This window comes from Mangrovicoccus sp. HB161399 (genome assembly GCF_013184745.1).
GTDB lineage: Bacteria > Pseudomonadota > Alphaproteobacteria > Rhodobacterales > Rhodobacteraceae > Mangrovicoccus.
On record NZ_JAATVU010000007.1, the window covers coordinates 65,615 to 83,323 of the forward strand.

Genomic DNA, 17,709 nt, shown 5'->3' on the forward strand with positions numbered 1-17,709 from the left:
GCCATGGACACCATCTATGCCCTGGCCAGCGGCCAGGGAAAGGCGGGCGTGGCCGTTCTGAGACTCTCGGGGCCGGACGCGCATCAGGCTTGCCTTGCGCTTGCCGGCCGCCTTCCGCCGCTGCGCCAGATGAGCCTCGCGACCCTGCGCGACCGGAACCGCGAGGTACTGGATCAGGCGCTGGTCGCAATCTTCCCCGACAAGCAGAGCTTCACCGGAGAACCGGTGACCGAGCTGCACTTGCATGGCAGCCCTGCTGTCGTATCCGCGGTGATGCGCGAGATCGGGGAACAGGGGCTTGCCCGCCTTGCCCTGCCGGGCGAGTTCACCCGACGTGCTCTGGAAAATGGCCGGCTCGACCTGACCGAGGTTGAAGGCCTCGCCGATCTCATCCAGGCGGAGACCGAAGCGCAGCGCAAGCAAGCGCTAAAGGTCATGTCCGGTTCCCTCGGCCGGAAGGTCGCTGACTGGCGGGAAAACCTCGTGCATGCGATGGCGCTGATTGCGGCCAGCATCGATTTTGCGGATGAGGAGCTGCCGGAGGAGATTGTCCTCGAAGCGCGGAAGCTCCTGCTGGACATTCTCTCCGGGTTGAAATCAGAGATAGACGGAATTTCCGCCGCGGAACGCATTCGTGACGGATTTCTGGTGGCCATTCTCGGTCGGCCGAACGCGGGCAAGTCGACTCTCCTCAACGCCCTTGCGGGACGGGAGGCGGCGATTACGTCAGACATTGCCGGCACGACGCGCGATGTGATCGAGGTTCGGATGGATATCGCCGGATTGCCGGTGACGATCCTGGACACTGCCGGTTTGCGCGAGGGCGGAGACGAAATCGAACGGATCGGAATCGAACGTGCCTTGTTCAGGGCAGGGGATGCCGATCTCCGGATCTTTCTGGTGGATGACCGTGGCATGCCGCCAGGCTTCGAGCCCCGGGACGGCGATCTGGTGTTGCGCGCCAAGTCGGACGATCCGGGGCAGAAGGACGGAATCTCCGGAAAGACGGGACAGGGCATCCCCGAACTTCTCGAATGCGTGGCTGAGCGATTGGTTTCTGCCGCATCGCAAGCCGGTTCGGCAAGCAACGATCGACACCGGATGGCGATGTCCGGTGCGAAATCGGCTTTGGAATCAGCGCTTGTTGAGTTACAGCATGGTGAGGATCGGACAGAATTCCTCTCGGAACATTTGCGCCAGGCTGCCCGGCATCTTGACGAGCTGATTGGCAAGGTAGATGTCGAGGATATGCTGGACGACATCTTCCGGAACTTCTGCCTCGGCAAATAGGAGTGTTTCACGTGAAACATGGCGATTTTGATGTAGTCGTGGTCGGTGGTGGCCACGCTGGAACCGAAGCCGCCTACGCCGCGGCTCGGATGGGGGCACAGACGGCCCTCGTGACACTGAAATTCGGGAATCTGGGAGTCATGTCCTGCAATCCGGCGATTGGCGGACTGGGAAAAGGACATTTGGTTCGCGAGATCGATGCCATGGATGGCGTCATGGGAAGGGTGGCCGATGCCGCAGGGATTCAGTTCCGCCTCTTGAACCGACGGAAAGGCCCTGCCGTACAGGGGCCCCGAGCGCAGTCGGACCGCAAGATCTATCGTCAGACGATGCAAGCGATATTGTCTGCAGCGAAGAACCTTTGCATTCTTGAAGGAGAGGTGACCGACTTCCTGATGGAAGGGGACCACGTGACCGGTGTACTGCTTGGCGATGGAAGCGCGCTGACAGCGAAATCCGTGGTCCTCACCACGGGTACATTCCTGAATGGAATCATCCATATCGGCGATCAGCGGCATTCAGCGGGCAGGATGGGGGAATCCCCCTCGATTCCGTTGGCCGAACGGCTGGAATCGTTCAACCTGCCGCTTGGGCGACTTAAGACAGGTACTCCGCCGCGTCTCAACGGCAAGACCATTGCTTGGGACAAGCTTGAAAGCCAGCCGGGCGATGATGATCCGGTCATGTTCTCCTTCCTGAACCGGAAGCCTCAGGCGCGCCAGATTTCCTGCGGCATTACCTATACAAACGAGCGGACGCATGACGTAATCCGCGAGAACCTATCGCGTTCGGCCATGTATGGCGGGCATATTGACGGGATTGGCCCGCGCTATTGCCCGTCGATCGAAGACAAGGTTGTCCGATTTGCCGACAAGACCTCGCATCAGGTCTTCCTTGAACCGGAAGGCCTCGATGACGATACGGTCTACCCGAACGGGATTTCGACGTCGCTACCGGTGGATGTGCAGGAACAGTACGTTCGCTCCATGAAAGCACTTGAAAATGTTGAAATTCTTCAACCTGGATATGCAATCGAGTATGACTATGTCGATCCCCGCGCCCTGGATTTGACCTTGGCATTGCGGGATGTACCCGGTCTTTATCTTGCCGGGCAGATCAACGGCACCACGGGCTACGAGGAAGCCGCTGCCCAAGGCATGGTTGCGGGTCTCAATGCAGCGGCTGTGGCTTTGGAGCGCGAAAAGGTTCTGTTTTCGCGTGCGGAAAGCTATATTGGCGTGATGATTGATGATTTGACGTCGCGCGGCGTGACGGAACCATACCGCATGTTCACTTCCCGCGCGGAATTCCGTCTTAGCTTGCGAGCGGATAACGCGGATCAGCGGCTGACTCCAAAAGCCATTGAGTTGGGGTGTTGCAGCGAAGAGCGAAAGGCCGCCTTTTCCGGAAAAATGGAGCAGCTGGTCGAGGCCAAGGCCGTCTTGAGCGCTCAAACTTGGACGCCACGCGAGCTTGCGTCGCTTGGTTTCGATGTAAGCCAGGATGGCAACAAGCGCAGCGCATATGATCTTTTGGCGTATCCGGGTGTGACCTTTGACATGGTCATGCCGCTCGCCGATGGCGCAGAGGCTTTGTCACCGGAAATCCGTATCCAGGCTTCGACGGACGCACTCTATGCCCAGTATGTCGAAAGGCAAAAGCGGGATGCCGCCGCCTTGAAGAAGGATTCCGATCTCGAAATCCCGTCAGATTTCAATTTCGATGGCCTGTCTGGCCTGTCTTCGGAACTGAAAGGCAAGCTCAAGCGCGATCGTCCTCGCACTTTGGCGCAAGCCGGTCATATCGAAGGAATGACTCCTGCGGCCTTGGTGCTCTTGCTGTCGAAGCTTCGGCAGGCGAATGGCAAGAAGCGGGTTGTTTGACGTGTCAGGACCGATTGTTGATGGTGGTGTTTCACGTGAAACAATGGAGCTTCTGGAGACTTACCAAGAGCTTCTTGTAAAATGGAACTCTCGGATCAATCTCGTTGCCCCGGCGACCGTGGAAGATCGCTGGAACCGCCATTTCAAAGATTCGCTGCAACTATTCACGATGGCGCCTGGGGTGCCGCAGAAATGGTGCGACCTTGGCTCAGGTGCAGGTTTCCCCGGGCTGGTTTGTGCCATCGCGGCGAAAGTGGCGGGATGGCCTACGAAATTCACGTTGATCGAATCGGATCAGCGCAAGTGCACATTCCTCAGGACTGTTTCACGTGAAACAGGCGTGCGGGTCGAAATTATCTCCGATCGTATCGAAGCGACGGAAGAGCAGGGAGCGGACGTCGTTTCTGCGCGTGCTCTTGCGCCTCTGCCGCGTCTTCTTCCGTGGGTTCAGCGCCATATTTCGGGCAATGGCACTGCTCTTCTGCCGAAAGGGCGGACATATCAACAGGAGCTGGAGGAAGTTCGGGATAACTATGCATTTTCCCTTGAAATCCAGCCCAGCGAAGTGGATTCAGAGTCTGTCATCCTGAAGCTCGAGAGTATCCGCGATGCCTGAATCGACCAAGCCGCGCATTGTAGCGGTCGCCAACCAGAAGGGCGGGGTGGGGAAGACCACCACGACGATCAATTTGGCAGCTGCCTTGGCGCGTCTTGGCAAGATGGTCATGATTGTCGACCTGGATCCCCAGGGCAATGCGTCCACGGGGCTCGGAATTGATCCCAACCGCCGGATCCTTTCGACCTATGATCTTCTGATCGAGGGAAAGACGGTCCGCGAGATCGTGGTTTCTACCGAAGTCGAGGGCGTGACCATCGCGCCCGCAACGACGGATCTCAGTTCTGCCGACATTGAATTGGTGGCGAATGAGCGCCGCAGTTTCCTGCTGAAGGATGGGTTGCTGGGAGCCGACGTCGCTCAGATGGGGCTGGACTACATCCTGATCGATTGCCCGCCGTCGCTCAACTTGCTCACGGTGAATGCTATGGTTGCGGCCGACAGCATTCTCATCCCCCTGCAGAGCGAGTTCTTCGCGCTTGAGGGACTTTCGCAGCTCATGCTGACCATCCGGGAGATCCGGCAGGCTGCAAATCCGAGGCTGCGCATCGAAGGTGTGCTCCTGACGATGCACGACAACCGCAACCGTCTGGCGCAGCAGGTTGAGCGGGACGCAAGGGAGACCCTGGGCGAACTCGTCTTCGACACGATCGTTCCACGGAATGTGCGGGTCAGCGAGGCGCCGTCCTTTGCGATTCCGGTCATCGACTACGATCCGCAGTCGAAGGGAAGTCTGGCCTACAAAGCGCTGGCCGATGAAATCATCGCACGTTATCAAGGCATGACTGCCGCCCCGATCGAGGCCTGAGGAGAGACCTGATGGAAAAGCGTGGACTGGGACGTGGGCTGTCTGCCCTCATGGCAGATGTGGCACTGCAGGAGCCGTCCCGTGCCGATGCGGGGCGCAATGCGGAACTTCAGGTCCCGGTCGAGACGGTTGCTCCCAACCCGGACCAGCCGCGGCGGCAATTTCGCGAGGAAGACCTTGCCGATCTGTCGGCTTCGATCGCCGAGAAAGGGGTTCTCCAGCCGCTGATCGTGCGGATGAACCCGGGCGGCTCTCCAAAATACCAGATCGTGGCGGGCGAACGCCGCTGGCGCGCGGCGCAGCGTGCGCAGGTTCATACGATTCCGATTATCGTGCGGGACTATTCCGACACGGAGATGCTGGAAATTGCCATCATCGAAAACGTGCAGCGTGCTGACCTGAACGCCGTCGAAGAGGCAATGGGTTACCGCCAGCTCATGGACAAGTTCGGCCACACCCAGGAGCGGCTTGCAGAGGCGCTCGGCAAGAGCCGCAGCTACATTGCCAATCTCCTGCGGCTGCTGCAGCTTCCCGATGATGTTCTGGGCTTGCTTCGCGACGGTTTGCTCAGCGCGGGGCATGCCCGGGCACTGATCACGACCGAAAACCCGAGCGAACTGGCCAAGGTTGTTGTCGACAAGGGACTTTCGGTGCGGGACACCGAGCGTCTGGCCAAGGCTGCGGCGGAACCGGTGCTGCGGCCGAAGCCGGCCAAGGCAGAGAAGGATGCGGATACCCGTGTCCTGGAACAGGATCTGTCGAATACGCTGGGCATGAAAGTCAGTGTCGATCACAAGCCGGAGGCCAATAACGGGCAGCTGGTGATCAAGTACAAGTCGCTGGACCAGCTCGACACGCTTTGCCGTCTTCTGTCGATGAGTTGAACCGTCAGTGCGAAGGGCGCGTCCAGATGAAGATCATCACGAGACAGAGCGTGACGGCCTGAATGGCCAGCGCCCTGAGCGGAATGGACAGCAAAATTGAAATGCCTAGGCTTGCAGCGACAGTGATCGTTGCAAGCCTTTTCGCTTTCAGGGAGATTGCGCCGCGCTCGTTCCAGTCGCGGATGCTGCGGCCGTAGGTTGGATGGGTGATCAGCCAGTTATGCAGCCGGGGGGAGGAGCGGGCGAAGCAGAAAGTGGCGACCAGGAGAAAGGGTACCGTCGGCAGGAGCGGCAATGGGACCCCGAGCATGCCGAGGCCCGTGCAGATCATTCCGGCCGTGAACCATATCGCCCGCATTATCCCACCATGAGCCGCCTGAGAAGTTCGTTCAGCACCAGCCTGCCGGATTGAGTGCAGCACAGAATATGGTTTTCCACCCGAATCATTTCCATCTGCTCGAGGTCATCGAGGATATCTCGGTCGAGCCGATGCCCGAGCCGTTCGAGGCGCCGCAGGTCGGTGCCCTCGTCGAGCCGCAGGCTCATCATCAGGTATTCTTCCGCGGTCTCGGTGGGGGTCAAGACCGAGCGGGCTGTTTCTCCGCTGCCGGTCTTGTTGACCATGCCGAGCCATCGGCCCGGCGCAAGTTCGGTCTCCGTTGCATGCCGTCCGTCGGAATGCCCGAGCCGGCCATGGGCACCGGGACCAATGCCGATCCAATCCCCGCCGCGCCAGTAGATCAGGTTGTGCCGACTCTCGCTGCCCGGGCGGGCGTGGTTGGACACCTCGTAGGCGGGCAGGCCGGCTGCATCGCAGATCTCCTGCGTCGCGTCATACATGTCCGCGGCGACGTCGTCCTCGGGCAGATCCCTCAGCCGCCCTGCTGCGAAACGATCGCCGAATGCGGTGCCGGGCTCGATGGTCAACTGGTAGAGCGAGAGGTGATCAACCGCCATATATAGCGCTTCTTTCAACTCAGCCCGCCACATGTCGAGAGTCTGTCCTTGCCTGGCGTAGATCAGGTCAAAGCTGACACGGCTGAAATTCCGGCGAGCGATGTCGAAAGCCTTGCGGGCGTCGGCGGCGCTGTGAAGGCGCCCGAGACGTCGCAGATCGTCGTCATGCAGCGACTGCACGCCCATGGAGAGCCGCGTCACGCCGGCCTGCGCATAGTGGGCAAACCGCCCGGCTTCGACCGAGGTCGGGTTGGCTTCCAGCGTGATCTCGGGATCGTTGACCATGGGCCACAGGCGGCGGACCTCGTCGAGGATCGCGGCGACGGTCTCGGGGGCCATCAGGCTGGGTGTGCCGCCGCCGAAGAACACGGTCGACAGGATGCGTCCGGGAGTTTCGGCCGCCGTTCGCCGGAGTTCGCTCAGATAGGCGGCAGTCCAGGCGCTCTGGTCGATGGTGGCTGCGACATGGGAATTGAAGTCGCAATAGGGGCACTTGGCGGCGCAGAACGGCCAGTGCAGGTAGAGGCCGAAACCAGCCTCCTGCCATGTTTTGAGCTCAGCCAAGGGCTCCTGCCTTCAGCTTGGCAAAGGCATCGGCGCGGTGGCTGATGCGGTTCTTCTCGGCCTGGTCCATCTCGCCGAAGGTAATTTCATACCCTTCCGGAATGAAGATCGGATCGTAGCCATGGCCGTGTTCGCCGCGCATCGGCCAGTCGAGCCGCCCTTCCGCCTTGCCTTCGAACAGCTCGTCATGGCCGTCCGGCCAGGCAATGCAGAGCGTGCAGCAGAAGCGCGCGGTGCGGGGATGGGCTGCGCCGCGTTCTTCGAGCAGGTCCCAGGTCTTCTTCATGGCCATCGGGAAGTTGCGGCCGTTCGGCGTCTCTGCCCAGTCCGCCGTGTAGACGCCCGGTGCGCCGTCCAGCCCGTCGACGCAGATGCCGCTGTCATCGGACAGGGCCGGCAAGCCGGATTCCTTCGCCGCGAAATGCGCCTTGATGCGGGCATTGCCGGCGAAGCTGTCCTCGGTCTCTTCCGGCTCGGGCAGGCCGAGATCGTCGGCGGACACCACATCGATGCCGTAGGGGGCCAGCAGCGCGGAGATCTCGGCAAGCTTGCCCTTGTTGTGCGAGGCGAGGCAGATCTTCTTCTCGGTCAGCTTGCGGGTCATGCCAGCGCCGCCTTTTGGGCGTCGACCAGCGTTTTGCAGCCGGCTTCGGCGAGGTCCATCAGGGTGTTCATCTGGTCGCGAGAGAAGGTGGCGCCTTCGGCACTCATCTGCACCTCGACGAGCCGGCCGGCGCCGGTCAGGATGAAGTTGCCGTCAACACCGGCTTCGCTGTCTTCCGGATAGTCGAGATCGACGATCGGCTGGCCGGCATAGACGCCGCAGGACACGGCCGCGATATGGTCGAGCATCGGGTCGGAGGTGACGATGCCGGCCTTCATCAGCTTGTCGAAAGCCATGCGCAGCGCAACCCAGCCGCCGGTGATCGAGGCGCAGCGGGTGCCGCCATCGGCCTGGATCACGTCGCAGTCGACGACGATCTGGCGCTCTCCCAGGGCGACGCGGTCGACGCCGGCGCGGAGCGCGCGGCCGATCAGGCGCTGGATCTCCTGCGTGCGGCCCGACTGGCCCTTCTTGGCCTCGCGCTGCATCCGGCTGTGGGTGGCGCGCGGCAGCATGCCGTATTCGGCGGTGACCCAGCCCAGGCCGGTGCCCTTCAGGAAATGCGGCGGCCGGTCTTCGATGGTCGCGGTGCACAGCACATGCGTGTCGCCCACCTTGATCAGGCAGGAGCCCTCTGCATGGCGAGTCACGCCGGTTTCGATCGTCACGGGGCGCATTTCGGCGAGCTGTCGGCCAGAGGGTCGCATCGGTCTTCCTTTCCTGGGTTGCCGCAGCCATATCTGCCGCACATATGTGATTTCAAGGCCGATTGACGCCTCATCACGGAGCCGGCAAGCTCACGCAGCAATGATTAGTGACAAGACCCCGATCCCAGACATGAATGCCCGTTCGCGGGAGGTGTTCCGCCGCGTGGTCGAGGGCTATCTCGAAACCGGCGAACCGGTGGGGTCGCGCACCCTGACCCGCTCCATGGAAGAGAAGGTCAGCGCGGCGACGATCCGCAACGTCATGCAGGATCTCGAATTCATGGGCCTGCTGAACAGCCCGCATGTCTCTGCCGGACGGATCCCGACGGAGCTGGGCCTGCGGATGTTCATCGACGGCTTCATGGAGGTCGAGAACCTCAAGGACACCGACCGCCTGGCGATCGAGTCGACGGTGGGCGACACCAAGGGCGATGTCGGCTCGGTGCTCGACAAGATCGGCGCCGCGCTCTCGGGGGCCACTCACGGGGCGAGCGTGGTTCTGGCGCCCAAGCAGGAGGCCCCGGTCCGGCACATCGAATTTGTCAGCCTGGCGCCGGACCGCGCGCTGGTGGTGCTGGTGATGGCCGACGGCCATGTCGAGAACCGCATCTTCCGTCCGCCGCCCGGCGTGACCCCGAGCGCGATGCGCGAGGCCGCGAATTTCATCAACGCGCTGGCAGAGGGCCGGACGCTCGCCGAGCTGCGCCACGTGATCGAAGCAGAGATGAAGCAGCGCCGCCGCGAGATCGACGTGCTCGCGCAGGCGCTGGTGGAAAGCGGCCTGGCGGTCTGGGCCGACGAGGGCTCCGACTCGGAACGGCTGATCGTGCGCGGCCGCTCGAACCTGCTGGACGGAGACTCCGCCGACCTCGACCGGATCCGCACGCTGTTCGACGATCTAGAGCGCAAGCGCGACATCGCCGAATTCCTCGAACTTGCCGAACAGGGCGAGGGTGTGCGCATTTTTATCGGGTCCGAGAACAAGCTTTTCTCACTTTCGGGTTCCTCTTTGGTGGTGTCTCCTTATATGAACGCTGATCGGAAAATCATCGGTGCGGTCGGGGTCATCGGGCCCACGCGTCTCAACTACGGACGCATCGTGCCGATCGTGGACTATACGGCACAGCTGGTCGGGCGGATCTTGTCCGGCCGGGGATAAGAGGAGAGATCATGGCGGATCCGAAGAAGGACAAGGGTGCGTTCGAGGACATGCCCGGGACCGGAGACGGCGACACCATCGACATCGAGGCGCTGGCCCGCGAATACGAGCGCCAGGCAGCGGCTGCCGATGCAGAAATGCCGGCCGAGGAAGAAGCGGCCGAAGAGGCTGTTTCCGGCCCGAACGTGGATGCCGTCATCGCCGAGCGCGACGAGTACCGCGACCGGATGATGCGCGCCCTTGCCGAGGCAGAGAATGCCCGCAAGCGCGGCGAGCGCGACCGCAAGGATGCCGAGATGTACGGCGGCACCAAGCTGGCCCGCGACATGCTGCCCGTCTACGACAACATGAAGCGCGCCATCGACTCGATCACCGAGGAGCAGAAGGCCGAGCACGCGGCCCTGATCGAAGGCGTCGAGCTGACCATGCGCGAGCTGGTGAACATCTTCGGCAAGCACGGCATCACCCGCATCGCGCCGGCTGTAGGCGAGAAATTCGACCCGCAGGTGCACCAGGCGATGTTCGAGGCCCCGGTGCCGAACACGAAGGCCGGCGACATCATCCAGGTCATGGCCGAAGGCTTCATGATCCGCGACCGCCTGCTGCGCCCGGCGCAGGTCGGCGTGTCCTCGACGCCCGCCTGATGGCGGAGGGGCGCCGCGCCGGATGCGGGGCGCCCGATGACAGGCAGACTGCCATCGTCATTCTCGGCGCGGCGGTCTGGCCCGGCGGCGAGCCTAGCCCGGCCCTGGCCCGGCGCATCGCCCGCGGGGCCGATCTTGCGGCACGGCATCCCGAAGCGGCGGTGATCGGTTCTGGCGGCTGGGGCAGGGAGCCGCCTGCCGAGGCCATGGCGATCCGCGACCGGCTGATCCGGCTCGGCGTCGCGCCGGAGCGGATCCTCTGCGAGGACGCGTCGACATCTACCCTGGAAAACGCGCTCTTCACGGCCCGGCTGATGCAGAGGCATGGGCTGCGCCGCGCGCTGGTCGTCACCGACAGCTACCATTGCCCGCGCGCCGTGCTGACCTTCCGCTGGTTCGGCGTGCCGGCGCGGGCGCGGCCGGTCTGGCGTTTCGGCCGGATCGACCGCTGGCTGAAGGCCGCGCTGCGCGAGCTCCTGGCGCTGCCGGTCTACGTGTTCAGGTTGAGCCACCACAAGAGGCGCGGCGACCGGTCTGCGGGGTCCTGAACCGGGGCCGGGCCGGCTCCGTTCGCCGCGCCCTCCGCGGTTTCCGATGCGGCCGGTTCTGAGTCCGGGAGCTTGGGCGGCAGCGGCCGCACCCCAGAGAGGAAGCCGGCGACGAAGCCCGCGAACATCTGCGGCGCCTCGATGTTCATCGAATGCCCGACGCCGGGCACCTCGACCAGCCGCGCATCGGGCAGTGCTTCGGCCATGGCGCGCATGTCGGCCTGCTGAATGATCGTGTCCTGCTGCCCCCAGAGGATCAGCGTCTCGTGCACGAGCTTGTCCATCTGTGCCGCCAGCTCGCCGGTCTCGGCCTCCTTGGTCAGGTTCAGCGGCGTGCCCAGCCAGATGCCGTGCCCGGCGGTGAAGGTCTGGTCGATCACCTTCTCGAACATCGCCTGGAGATGGTCGATTCCGTCGCGGAATTTCGGCATCTTGCCGGGCAGGAAGCTGTCCGCCTGGAACAGCGACGAGGCGGCATTGGCCATCACCGCGCGGGTGGTCTGCTTGGACTGCTCCATGGCGCGGAAGGCGGCGATCGAGCTTTCCTCGAACCGGATGCCGGCCGGCGAGACCGGGTCGAGATGCAGGATCCGGCCGATCCGCTCCGGCGCGATCAGCTGCATCCGCGCGGCGATGATCCCGCCGGTCGAATGGGTCACGAGATGGCAGATGTCGATGCCCAGCGTGTCCATCGCAGCCAGCATGTCGATCGCGTGCTGCGTGATCGAATAGTTGTCGTAGTTGTCGTCGGGCGTCGGCCGGTCGCTGTCGCCGCAGCCGCGCCAGTCGACGGCATGGACGCTCATGTCCGGCGGGAACCATTGCGCGGCGACTTCGATCCAGTCCTTGCTGGCCAGGTTGCCGTGTATGAACAGGACGGGGATCGGTCCGCTGCCCCATTGCCGCGCTCCCAGCGTGACCTCGCCTGCCTTGATCCGTGCCATGTCCCGTACCTCTCCTTTTCCGGCGCAGCCTATCCCGGGGTCCGGGCCGATGCGCGGACAATCGTGACGCACGCGTCGGTTCGCCGCCTGGGAGCGCTCACAGCCCCTCCGGCGCCAGCCGGCGCAGGAGCGCCGCGAAGCGCGTAACCGAAGCGCCCGGCGTCTTGTCGATCCGCGTGCAGAGTCCGACAGAGCCGACCGTGGTGCCGGTGTCCATCGGAAGTTCGCGGAACTCCCCCTGGGCGAGCTGCGACTCGACCACGCCGCGGGAGATGAACCAGATTGCCTCCGCCTGCTTCAGGCAGGCCCAGCCGAAGCTGGGCGAGACGGTCTCGATCGCATCCGGCGGCGGCGTGAGCCCCTGTTCCAGCAGAAGCCGCTCGACGAAGGGCCGGATGATCGAGCCGGGCCCGGGCAGCAGCACCGGGTAGCGCGCAAGGTCGTCCGCGGTCAGCAGCGTGGCGTCCTCCAGCGGATGGCCGGCGGCCACGACCACCACCACGCGTTCGCGGTAGAGAGGTTCGAAGGCCACGTTGACCATGTTCTCGGGTGCGGGCAGGCGGCCGATCACCAGGTCGAGCCGGCCTTCGCGCAGCTCGTTGAGCAGCACGAGGTTGGAGCCCGAGGACACGGACAGCCGCGCCCCGGGACCTTCCGCGCGGTAGGCGGCCACGGCCTTCGGCAGGATCGTGGCCAGCACGGTCGGCAGCGCGCCGATCCGGAGCGGCGGCCCCTGGTTCGGATCCAGGCTCTGCAGCGCGGCCAGCCCCTCGCGCGCGGCGGCGAGGCTGGCCCCGGCATGGCGCAGGAAGATCGTGCCGAAGGGCGAGAGCCTTATGCCGCGGCCGTGCTTCTCGAACAGCGGCTTGCCGCAGAGGTCCTCCAGCTCGCGCAGGGTCCGGCTGACTGCCGGCTGGGTCAGGTTCAGCGCCTCCGCCGCGCGGCTGACGCTCTTGCGTTGGGCCACCTCGACGAACAATTCGAGGTGACGCATGTTGAGACGACCGGATAAACGCATAACTCATCCGCTATGATTTTGGACTGAGAAATTATTACACATGCCCGAAATCATATGCCACACCTTGTGCAGGGAGAATCCAATGCCGTTCATCACCGCCAATGACATCACGCTCCACGTCCGCGTGACGGGTCCCAAGGATGCCGCCCTGACGCTGGTTTTCGTGAATTCCCTCGGGACCGATTTCCGGACCTGGGACGAGGTACTTGCCCATCTCGCGCCGAAGGCTCCCGGCGTGCGCTTCGTCTGCTACGACAAGCGCGGCCACGGCTTGTCGGATCTGGGCGACAGCATCACCATGGCCGACCATGTTGCGGACCTTGCGGCGCTGCTGGATCTGCTGGGCGCCAAGCGCACCGTGGTCCTCGGCCTCTCGGTCGGCGGGCAGATCGCGCTGGGGCTGTCGGCCGCGCGTCCGGACCTGGTTGCCGGGCTGATCCTCAGCAATACCGCGCACAAGATCGGCACGCCGGAGATGTGGGCCACCCGCATCCGCACCATCGAGGACGAGGGCATCGAGGCGCTGGCCACTCCGATCCTCGAGCGCTGGTTCTCGGCGGGCTTCCGCGACGGCTTCCCGACGCAGCTGGCCGGCTACCGCAACATGCTGATCCGCACCCCCGTGCAGGGCTATACCGGCACCTGCGCCGCAATCCGCGACACCGACTTCACCCTGGCGGCCGAATCCGTGACCGTGCCCGCTCTCTGCATCTGCGGCGAGGAGGACGGGTCCACCCCGCCCGCGCTGGTTGCCGAGATGGCCGCGCTGATCCCTGGGTCGTCCCTCGAAACCATTGCCAAGGCAGGGCATCTGCCGGGGATCGAGTTCCCCGACGAGATCGCGCATCACGTCGCCCTGCATCTCGACAGGATCAAGGAGAGCCTTGCATGACGCAGACCCGCTACGACCAGGGGATGGCCACGCGCCGTTCCGTGCTGGGCGACGCCCATGTGAACCGCGCCGAGGCGAACAAGACCGAGTTCGACGAACCCTTCCAGAACCTCATCACCGAGGCGGCCTGGGGCCATGTCTGGTCGCGCCCGCAGATCTCGAAACGCGAACGTTCGATGATCACGCTGGCGCTGCTCGCCGCCCTTGGACAGTGGGACGAGGTCGCCATGCATGTGCGCGCCTCGAAGAATACCGGGGCCAGCCCGGAAGACATAAGAGAAGCGATGCTGCACGTCGCCATTTACGCGGGCGTTCCCGCGGCAAACCACGCGAACAAGATCATCAAGGAAACGCTCGCGCAGATGGAGGAGTCCAATGCATAACAATCCCCCTGAAACCGGGGCGTTCTATCCCCGCGACCTCGACTGGCATCCGCCGGCATACACGCCCGGCTACAAGACTTCGGTCCTGCGCTCGCCGCAGAAGGCGAAGATCAGCTTCGACCCGTCGCTCGGCGAGATTTCCGGTCCGACCTTCGGCCACAACATGCTGGGCGAGCTCGACAACGACCTGGTGCTGAACTACGCGCAGCCGGGCGAAAGCGCCATCGGCGAGCGGATCATCGTCCATGGCCGGGTCCAGGACGAGCGCGGCCGCGGCGTTGCGGGCACGCTGGTGGAGTTCTGGCAGGCCAATGCCGGCGGCCGCTACCGCCACAAGAAGGACACCTACCTGGCTCCGCTGGACCCGAATTTCGGCGGCTGCGGACGGGCGATCACCGACGCGGACGGCTATTACAGCTTCCGCACCATCAAGCCGGGCCCCTATCCCTGGCCGAACGGCGTGAACGACTGGCGCCCGTCGCACATCCACTTCTCGATCTTCGGCACAGGCTTCGCGCAGCGCCTGATCACCCAGATGTATTTCGAAGGCGACCCCCATATCGCCATCTGCCCGATCGTGAACACGATCCGCGACCAGGCGGCCATCGGCCAGCTGATCGCGCCTCTGGACATGAACAACTCCATCCCGATGGACTCGCGCGCCTACAAGTTCGACATCACGCTGCGCGGCCGCCGCTCGACCATGTTCGAGAACCGCAAGGAGGGCAACTGATGCAGCCGCTTGATTTCCTGAAGGAATCTCCGTCGCAAACGGCCGGCCCGTATGTCCATATCGGCTGCGTGCCGACCTTTGCGGGCGTCGAGGGCGTCTATCCCGAGGATCTGGGCAAGACCATGATCACCGGCGATGCGAAGGGCGAGAAGATCACGCTCAAGGGCCGCGTCATCGACGGGTCGGGCACGCCGCTGCGCGACGCGATGATCGAGATCTGGCAGGCCGACGCCAACGGGCTGTTCAACTCGCCGGTGGAACGCCGCGGCACCGCCGATCCGGCCTTTACCGGCTGGGGCCGCCAGGGTGCGGACGGCGATACCGGCGTCTACACCTTCGAGACGGTGAAGCCGGGCCGCGTGCCCTTTCCCGACGGACGCCTGCAGGCGCCCCACATCACCATGTGGATCGTCGCCCGCGGCATCAACATCGGACTGATGACCCGCTGCTATTTCGAGGACGAGGCGGAGGCGAATGCCGAAGACCCGATTCTCGCTCGGGTCGAGCACAAGGTAAGGATCCCTACCTTGATGGCAAAGCGCGACGGTGACACCTACACCTTCGACATCTACTTGCAGGGCGACAATGAAACCATCTTTTTCGACGTCTGAACCGGAGCAGGTTGCAGGGAAGCCCTGCATCCTCTGCTGCGCCATCACCGGGTCGCTGCCGACCAAGGCAAACAACCCGGCGGTGCCGATCTCCATCTCGGAGCAGGTCGAGTCGAGCCATGAAGCGGTGGAGGCGGGAGCCTCCATCATTCACGCGCATGTCCGCAACGACGACCAGACCCCGACCTCGGACCCGGAGAAATTCGCGCGCCTGAAGGAAGAGCTGGAAAAGCACGTCCCGGGCGTGATCGTGCAGCTGTCCACAGGCGGCCGCTCCGGCGCCGGCCAGACCCGCGGCGGCATGCTGCCGCTGCGTCCCGACATGGCCTCGCTCTCCGTCGGCTCGAACAACTTCCCGACCCGGGTGTACGAGAACCCGCCGGATCTGGTCGACTGGCTGGCCTCCGAGATGAAGACCTACGAAATCCAGCCGGAGATCGAGGCCTTCGACCTCAGCCACATCCTCAAGGCGATCAGCCTGCAGGAGACCGGCAAGCTCTACGGCAAGCTCTATGTCCAGTTCGTCATGGGCGTGAAGAATGCCATGCCGGCCGACAAGGAGATCTTCGACATCTATGTCGAGACGATGAAGCGCCGGGCGCCCGACGCCAACTGGTGCGCGGCCGGGATCGGTGCGACCCAGCTGACCGTCAACGAATGGGCGATCGCGGCTGGGGGGCACACCCGGGCCGGCCTGGAAGACAACGTGCGCCTCGACAAGGACACGCTGGCACCGTCGAACGCCGCGCTGATCAAGCGGGCCGCGGATCTCTGCGAGAAGTACGAACGCCCGGTGGCCACGCTGGCCCAGGCGCGCGAGATCCTCGGGCTGCGTCCCGCGGCATGATCTCGGTCTTCGATCATCCCTGGCTCGGCGGTCTCTTCGCCGAGCCGGATCTGTCCGCGCTGCTCGGGCCCGAGGCCACGCTCGGCCATATGCTGGAGATGGAAGCCGCCTATTCCCGCGTGCTGGGCGAGGTGGGGTCAGTCGAGCCGGCTCTGGCCGAACGCGCCTCCGCCCAGATCCTGGCCGCCGAACCGGCGATGTCCGCGCTGCGCTCGGGCATGGCGCAGGACGGTGTCGTGGTCGCGGCGCTGGTGCGCGAGCTGAAGAAGGCGGTGGATGCGGAGGCGCAGGCCGCGCTCCACAAGGGGCTGACATCGCAGGACGTGATGGACACGGCGACGATCCTGTCGCTGAAGGCCGCGAACGACCTGCTGGCGGACAAGCTGGGCCGGCTCCGCGGCGATCTGGACCTGCTGATCGAACGCTTCGGTGACCGTCCGCTGATGGGGCGCACGCGGATGCAGGCCGCCCTGCCGATCACGGTGAAGGACCGGGTGCTGGCCTGGGCGCTGCCTCTGGACAACCATCTCGACCGGCTGGCCGAACTGCGCCCGCGGCTTGAATGCCTGCAATTCGGCGGCGCTGCAGGCGACCGCGCGGCCTCCGGCGGCAAGGCCGGCGAGATCTCGGGCCGGCTCGCGGCCGAGCTCGACCTCGCGCCGACCGCGAAATCCTGGCAGGCGATGCGCGACGGGATCGCCGAATATGCCTCCTGGCTGTCGCTGGTTTCGGGCACGCTGGGCAAGATGGGCCAGGACGCGGCGATCATGGCGCTACAGGGGATCGACGAGATCCGCCTCGCCGGCGGCGGCGGCTCCTCGGCCATGCCGCACAAGCAGAACCCGGTGTCGGCCGAGCTGCTGGTGACGCTGGCCCGCTTCAACGCGGTGCAGGTCTCGGCCATGCACCAAGCGCTGGTCCACGAACAGGAGCGCTCCGGCGCCGCCTGGTCGCTGGAATGGATGGTGCTGCCGCAAATGGTCATGGCGACCGGGCGCGGCCTGTCCCTGGCACTCGGTCTCTGCGAGGCCATCGCCGATCTGGGCGCGCGCGGTTGAGTCCGGTGGACCCGGGCCGGCCTGGCAGGCTATGTGCTTGACCACTTCCGCTGCCGCAGTGCAGCGGAAGCCTGCAGGAGACCGCCCATGACCCTTCCGACCCAGCCCGCCGCCCTGGCGCCCGAAGACATCGACCGCCTCGTGGCCGCCTTCTACGCGCGGGTCCGCGCGGATGCGGTCCTGGGGCCGGTCTTCCGCCGCACCATTGGCACCGACGACGCGGTCTGGCGCCGCCACGAGGCGAAGATCGCCGGCTTCTGGCGCAATGCGCTGGGGCTGCAGGTCGGCGCCTACTCCGGCAATCCGCAGATGGCGCATATCGGCAATTCCGACATCATGCCCGAGCATTTCCCGATCTGGCTGGGCCATTTCCGCGCCACTGCCGACGAGGTGCTTACCCCTGAACAGGCCGACGCGATCCACGGCATGGCCTCGCGCATCGGCCGCGGCATGATGATGGGCGTGGAAAGCGCGCGCCGCCCGCCGAGCGAGCCGCCGCGGCTGTTCTGAGCCGGCTTGATCGGAGTCATGCACGCAGGGCCCATCCGCGGCTAGAGTG

21 protein-coding genes are annotated in these 17,709 nt (G+C 64.5%); 15 read left to right on the top strand and 6 right to left on the bottom strand.

All coding sequences use genetic code 11. The annotated features are described in order from the left end of the window. The first annotated feature begins 3 nt into the window (after positions 1–3). Genes mnmE through HCC78_RS05560 form a run of 5 tightly spaced genes read left to right on the top strand, consistent with a single transcriptional unit; the run spans position 4 to position 5,481 of the window. Positions 4–1,290 (top strand): tRNA uridine-5-carboxymethylaminomethyl(34) synthesis GTPase MnmE, encoded by a 1,287-nt coding sequence (gene mnmE, locus HCC78_RS05540; protein ID WP_172327751.1) that lies wholly within the window; start codon positions 4–6, stop codon positions 1,288–1,290. A gap of 2 nt (positions 1,291–1,292) precedes the next feature. After that, complete coding sequence (mnmG, locus tag HCC78_RS05545; RefSeq protein ID WP_172327752.1) at positions 1,293–3,173, top strand: tRNA uridine-5-carboxymethylaminomethyl(34) synthesis enzyme MnmG; 1,881 nt, start codon at positions 1,293–1,295, stop codon at positions 3,171–3,173. Position 3,174: 1 nt separating this feature from the next. Then, positions 3,175–3,789: a 16S rRNA (guanine(527)-N(7))-methyltransferase RsmG gene (gene rsmG / locus HCC78_RS05550; protein ID WP_371743783.1), complete on the top strand. Its 615-nt coding sequence runs from the start codon at positions 3,175–3,177 to the stop codon at positions 3,787–3,789. Continuing rightward, positions 3,782–4,597, top strand: a complete 816-nt coding sequence (locus HCC78_RS05555; RefSeq protein WP_172327754.1) for a ParA family protein — start codon at positions 3,782–3,784, stop codon at positions 4,595–4,597. Before rsmG ends, HCC78_RS05555 begins: the two co-directional genes overlap by 8 nt. 11 nt (positions 4,598–4,608) lie before the next feature. Next, complete coding sequence (locus HCC78_RS05560) at positions 4,609–5,481, top strand: ParB/RepB/Spo0J family partition protein (protein ID WP_172327755.1); 873 nt, start codon at positions 4,609–4,611, stop codon at positions 5,479–5,481. 4 nt (positions 5,482–5,485) lie between these two features. Here the strand turns inward: HCC78_RS05560 and HCC78_RS05565 are convergent, their stop codons facing one another. Genes HCC78_RS05565 through rph form a run of 4 tightly spaced genes read right to left on the bottom strand, consistent with a single transcriptional unit; the run spans position 5,486 to position 8,313 of the window. Continuing rightward, positions 5,486–5,839: a YbaN family protein gene (locus HCC78_RS05565; protein WP_172327756.1), complete on the bottom strand. Its 354-nt coding sequence runs from the start codon at positions 5,837–5,839 to the stop codon at positions 5,486–5,488. Further along, entirely contained in the window at positions 5,839–7,002 is a 1,164-nt protein-coding gene (gene hemW / locus HCC78_RS05570; protein WP_172327757.1) for a radical SAM family heme chaperone HemW, read from the bottom strand. The genes HCC78_RS05565 and hemW overlap by 1 nt, the downstream gene beginning before the upstream one ends. Further along, a complete protein-coding gene (rdgB, locus tag HCC78_RS05575) occupies positions 6,995–7,606 on the bottom strand; it encodes an RdgB/HAM1 family non-canonical purine NTP pyrophosphatase (protein WP_172327758.1) in 612 nt (203 codons plus the stop codon). The genes hemW and rdgB overlap by 8 nt, the downstream gene beginning before the upstream one ends. Next, positions 7,603–8,313, bottom strand: coding sequence for a ribonuclease PH (gene rph / locus HCC78_RS05580; RefSeq protein ID WP_172327759.1), 711 nt, complete (start codon positions 8,311–8,313; stop codon positions 7,603–7,605). Before rph ends, rdgB begins: the two co-directional genes overlap by 4 nt. Before the next feature lie 100 nt (positions 8,314–8,413). Between rph and hrcA the strand changes: the two genes are divergently transcribed. Genes hrcA through HCC78_RS05595 form a run of 3 tightly spaced genes read left to right on the top strand, consistent with a single transcriptional unit; the run spans position 8,414 to position 10,664 of the window. Next, entirely contained in the window at positions 8,414–9,472 is a 1,059-nt protein-coding gene (gene hrcA, locus HCC78_RS05585) for a heat-inducible transcriptional repressor HrcA (protein WP_172327760.1), read from the top strand. Positions 9,473–9,483: 11 nt separating this feature from the next. Beyond that, positions 9,484–10,116, top strand: coding sequence for a nucleotide exchange factor GrpE (locus HCC78_RS05590; protein WP_172327761.1), 633 nt, complete (start codon positions 9,484–9,486; stop codon positions 10,114–10,116). After that, positions 10,116–10,664, top strand: coding sequence for a YdcF family protein (locus HCC78_RS05595; RefSeq protein WP_172327762.1), 549 nt, complete (start codon positions 10,116–10,118; stop codon positions 10,662–10,664). The genes HCC78_RS05590 and HCC78_RS05595 overlap by 1 nt, the downstream gene beginning before the upstream one ends. On the opposite strand, the gene HCC78_RS05600 is transcribed toward HCC78_RS05595, so the two are convergent. Both HCC78_RS05600 and pcaQ read right to left on the bottom strand, forming a co-directional pair. Continuing rightward, complete coding sequence (locus HCC78_RS05600; RefSeq protein ID WP_172327763.1) at positions 10,607–11,608, bottom strand: alpha/beta fold hydrolase; 1,002 nt, start codon at positions 11,606–11,608, stop codon at positions 10,607–10,609. The two genes, HCC78_RS05595 and HCC78_RS05600, sit on opposite strands and share 58 nt — an antisense overlap. Positions 11,609–11,705: 97 nt before the next feature. Next, positions 11,706–12,602 (bottom strand): pca operon transcription factor PcaQ, encoded by an 897-nt coding sequence (gene pcaQ / locus HCC78_RS05605; RefSeq protein ID WP_253949052.1) that lies wholly within the window; start codon positions 12,600–12,602, stop codon positions 11,706–11,708. A gap of 106 nt (positions 12,603–12,708) precedes the next feature. On the opposite strand from pcaQ, the gene pcaD reads away from it, so the two are divergent. The 7 genes from pcaD (at position 12,709) to HCC78_RS05640 (ending at position 17,660) form a co-directional block, all read left to right on the top strand. Further along, the gene (gene pcaD, locus HCC78_RS05610; RefSeq protein WP_172327765.1) at positions 12,709–13,518 is read left to right on the top strand and encodes a 3-oxoadipate enol-lactonase; all 810 of its coding nucleotides are present in this window, start codon (positions 12,709–12,711) and stop codon (positions 13,516–13,518) included. Further along, positions 13,515–13,901: a 4-carboxymuconolactone decarboxylase gene (gene pcaC, locus HCC78_RS05615; protein ID WP_172327766.1), complete on the top strand. Its 387-nt coding sequence runs from the start codon at positions 13,515–13,517 to the stop codon at positions 13,899–13,901. Before pcaD ends, pcaC begins: the two co-directional genes overlap by 4 nt. After that, positions 13,894–14,634, top strand: coding sequence for a protocatechuate 3,4-dioxygenase subunit beta (pcaH, locus tag HCC78_RS05620; protein ID WP_172327767.1), 741 nt, complete (start codon positions 13,894–13,896; stop codon positions 14,632–14,634). Before pcaC ends, pcaH begins: the two co-directional genes overlap by 8 nt. Then, the gene (gene pcaG, locus HCC78_RS05625) at positions 14,634–15,245 is read left to right on the top strand and encodes a protocatechuate 3,4-dioxygenase subunit alpha (RefSeq protein ID WP_216671040.1); all 612 of its coding nucleotides are present in this window, start codon (positions 14,634–14,636) and stop codon (positions 15,243–15,245) included. The genes pcaH and pcaG overlap by 1 nt, the downstream gene beginning before the upstream one ends. Then, entirely contained in the window at positions 15,220–16,092 is an 873-nt protein-coding gene (locus HCC78_RS05630; protein ID WP_172327768.1) for a 3-keto-5-aminohexanoate cleavage protein, read from the top strand. Before pcaG ends, HCC78_RS05630 begins: the two co-directional genes overlap by 26 nt. Continuing rightward, positions 16,089–17,150: a 3-carboxy-cis,cis-muconate cycloisomerase gene (locus HCC78_RS05635; protein WP_172327769.1), complete on the top strand. Its 1,062-nt coding sequence runs from the start codon at positions 16,089–16,091 to the stop codon at positions 17,148–17,150. The genes HCC78_RS05630 and HCC78_RS05635 overlap by 4 nt, the downstream gene beginning before the upstream one ends. Positions 17,151–17,237: 87 nt before the next feature. After that, positions 17,238–17,660 (top strand): group III truncated hemoglobin, encoded by a 423-nt coding sequence (locus tag HCC78_RS05640; protein ID WP_172327770.1) that lies wholly within the window; start codon positions 17,238–17,240, stop codon positions 17,658–17,660. Positions 17,661–17,709 lie beyond the last annotated feature (49 nt).

What these genes read in the sequence shown, in the direction of transcription:
- HCC78_RS05590 (WP_172327761.1), top strand. Translation starts at nt 9,484, where the DNA reads ATGGCGGATCCGAAGAAGGACAAGGGTGCGTTCGAGGACATGCCCGGG.
- rph (WP_172327759.1), bottom strand. Translation starts at nt 8,313, where the DNA reads ATGCGACCCTCTGGCCGACAGCTCGCCGAAATGCGCCCCGTGACGATC.
- pcaD (WP_172327765.1), top strand. Translation starts at nt 12,709, where the DNA reads ATGCCGTTCATCACCGCCAATGACATCACGCTCCACGTCCGCGTGACG.
- HCC78_RS05640 (WP_172327770.1), top strand. Translation starts at nt 17,238, where the DNA reads ATGACCCTTCCGACCCAGCCCGCCGCCCTGGCGCCCGAAGACATCGAC.
- pcaH (WP_172327767.1), top strand. Translation starts at nt 13,894, where the DNA reads ATGCATAACAATCCCCCTGAAACCGGGGCGTTCTATCCCCGCGACCTC.
- HCC78_RS05565 (WP_172327756.1), bottom strand. Translation starts at nt 5,839, where the DNA reads ATGCGGGCGATATGGTTCACGGCCGGAATGATCTGCACGGGCCTCGGC.
- HCC78_RS05560 (WP_172327755.1), top strand. Translation starts at nt 4,609, where the DNA reads ATGGAAAAGCGTGGACTGGGACGTGGGCTGTCTGCCCTCATGGCAGAT.
- HCC78_RS05600 (WP_172327763.1), bottom strand. Translation starts at nt 11,608, where the DNA reads ATGGCACGGATCAAGGCAGGCGAGGTCACGCTGGGAGCGCGGCAATGG.
- HCC78_RS05555 (WP_172327754.1), top strand. Translation starts at nt 3,782, where the DNA reads ATGCCTGAATCGACCAAGCCGCGCATTGTAGCGGTCGCCAACCAGAAG.
- HCC78_RS05630 (WP_172327768.1), top strand. Translation starts at nt 15,220, where the DNA reads ATGAAACCATCTTTTTCGACGTCTGAACCGGAGCAGGTTGCAGGGAAG.
- HCC78_RS05595 (WP_172327762.1), top strand. Translation starts at nt 10,116, where the DNA reads ATGGCGGAGGGGCGCCGCGCCGGATGCGGGGCGCCCGATGACAGGCAG.
- pcaG (WP_216671040.1), top strand. Translation starts at nt 14,634, where the DNA reads ATGCAGCCGCTTGATTTCCTGAAGGAATCTCCGTCGCAAACGGCCGGC.
- rdgB (WP_172327758.1), bottom strand. Translation starts at nt 7,606, where the DNA reads ATGACCCGCAAGCTGACCGAGAAGAAGATCTGCCTCGCCTCGCACAAC.
- pcaC (WP_172327766.1), top strand. Translation starts at nt 13,515, where the DNA reads ATGACGCAGACCCGCTACGACCAGGGGATGGCCACGCGCCGTTCCGTG.
- mnmE (WP_172327751.1), top strand. Translation starts at nt 4, where the DNA reads ATGGACACCATCTATGCCCTGGCCAGCGGCCAGGGAAAGGCGGGCGTG.
- HCC78_RS05635 (WP_172327769.1), top strand. Translation starts at nt 16,089, where the DNA reads ATGATCTCGGTCTTCGATCATCCCTGGCTCGGCGGTCTCTTCGCCGAG.
- hrcA (WP_172327760.1), top strand. Translation starts at nt 8,414, where the DNA reads ATGATTAGTGACAAGACCCCGATCCCAGACATGAATGCCCGTTCGCGG.
- pcaQ (WP_253949052.1), bottom strand. Translation starts at nt 12,602, where the DNA reads ATGCGTCACCTCGAATTGTTCGTCGAGGTGGCCCAACGCAAGAGCGTC.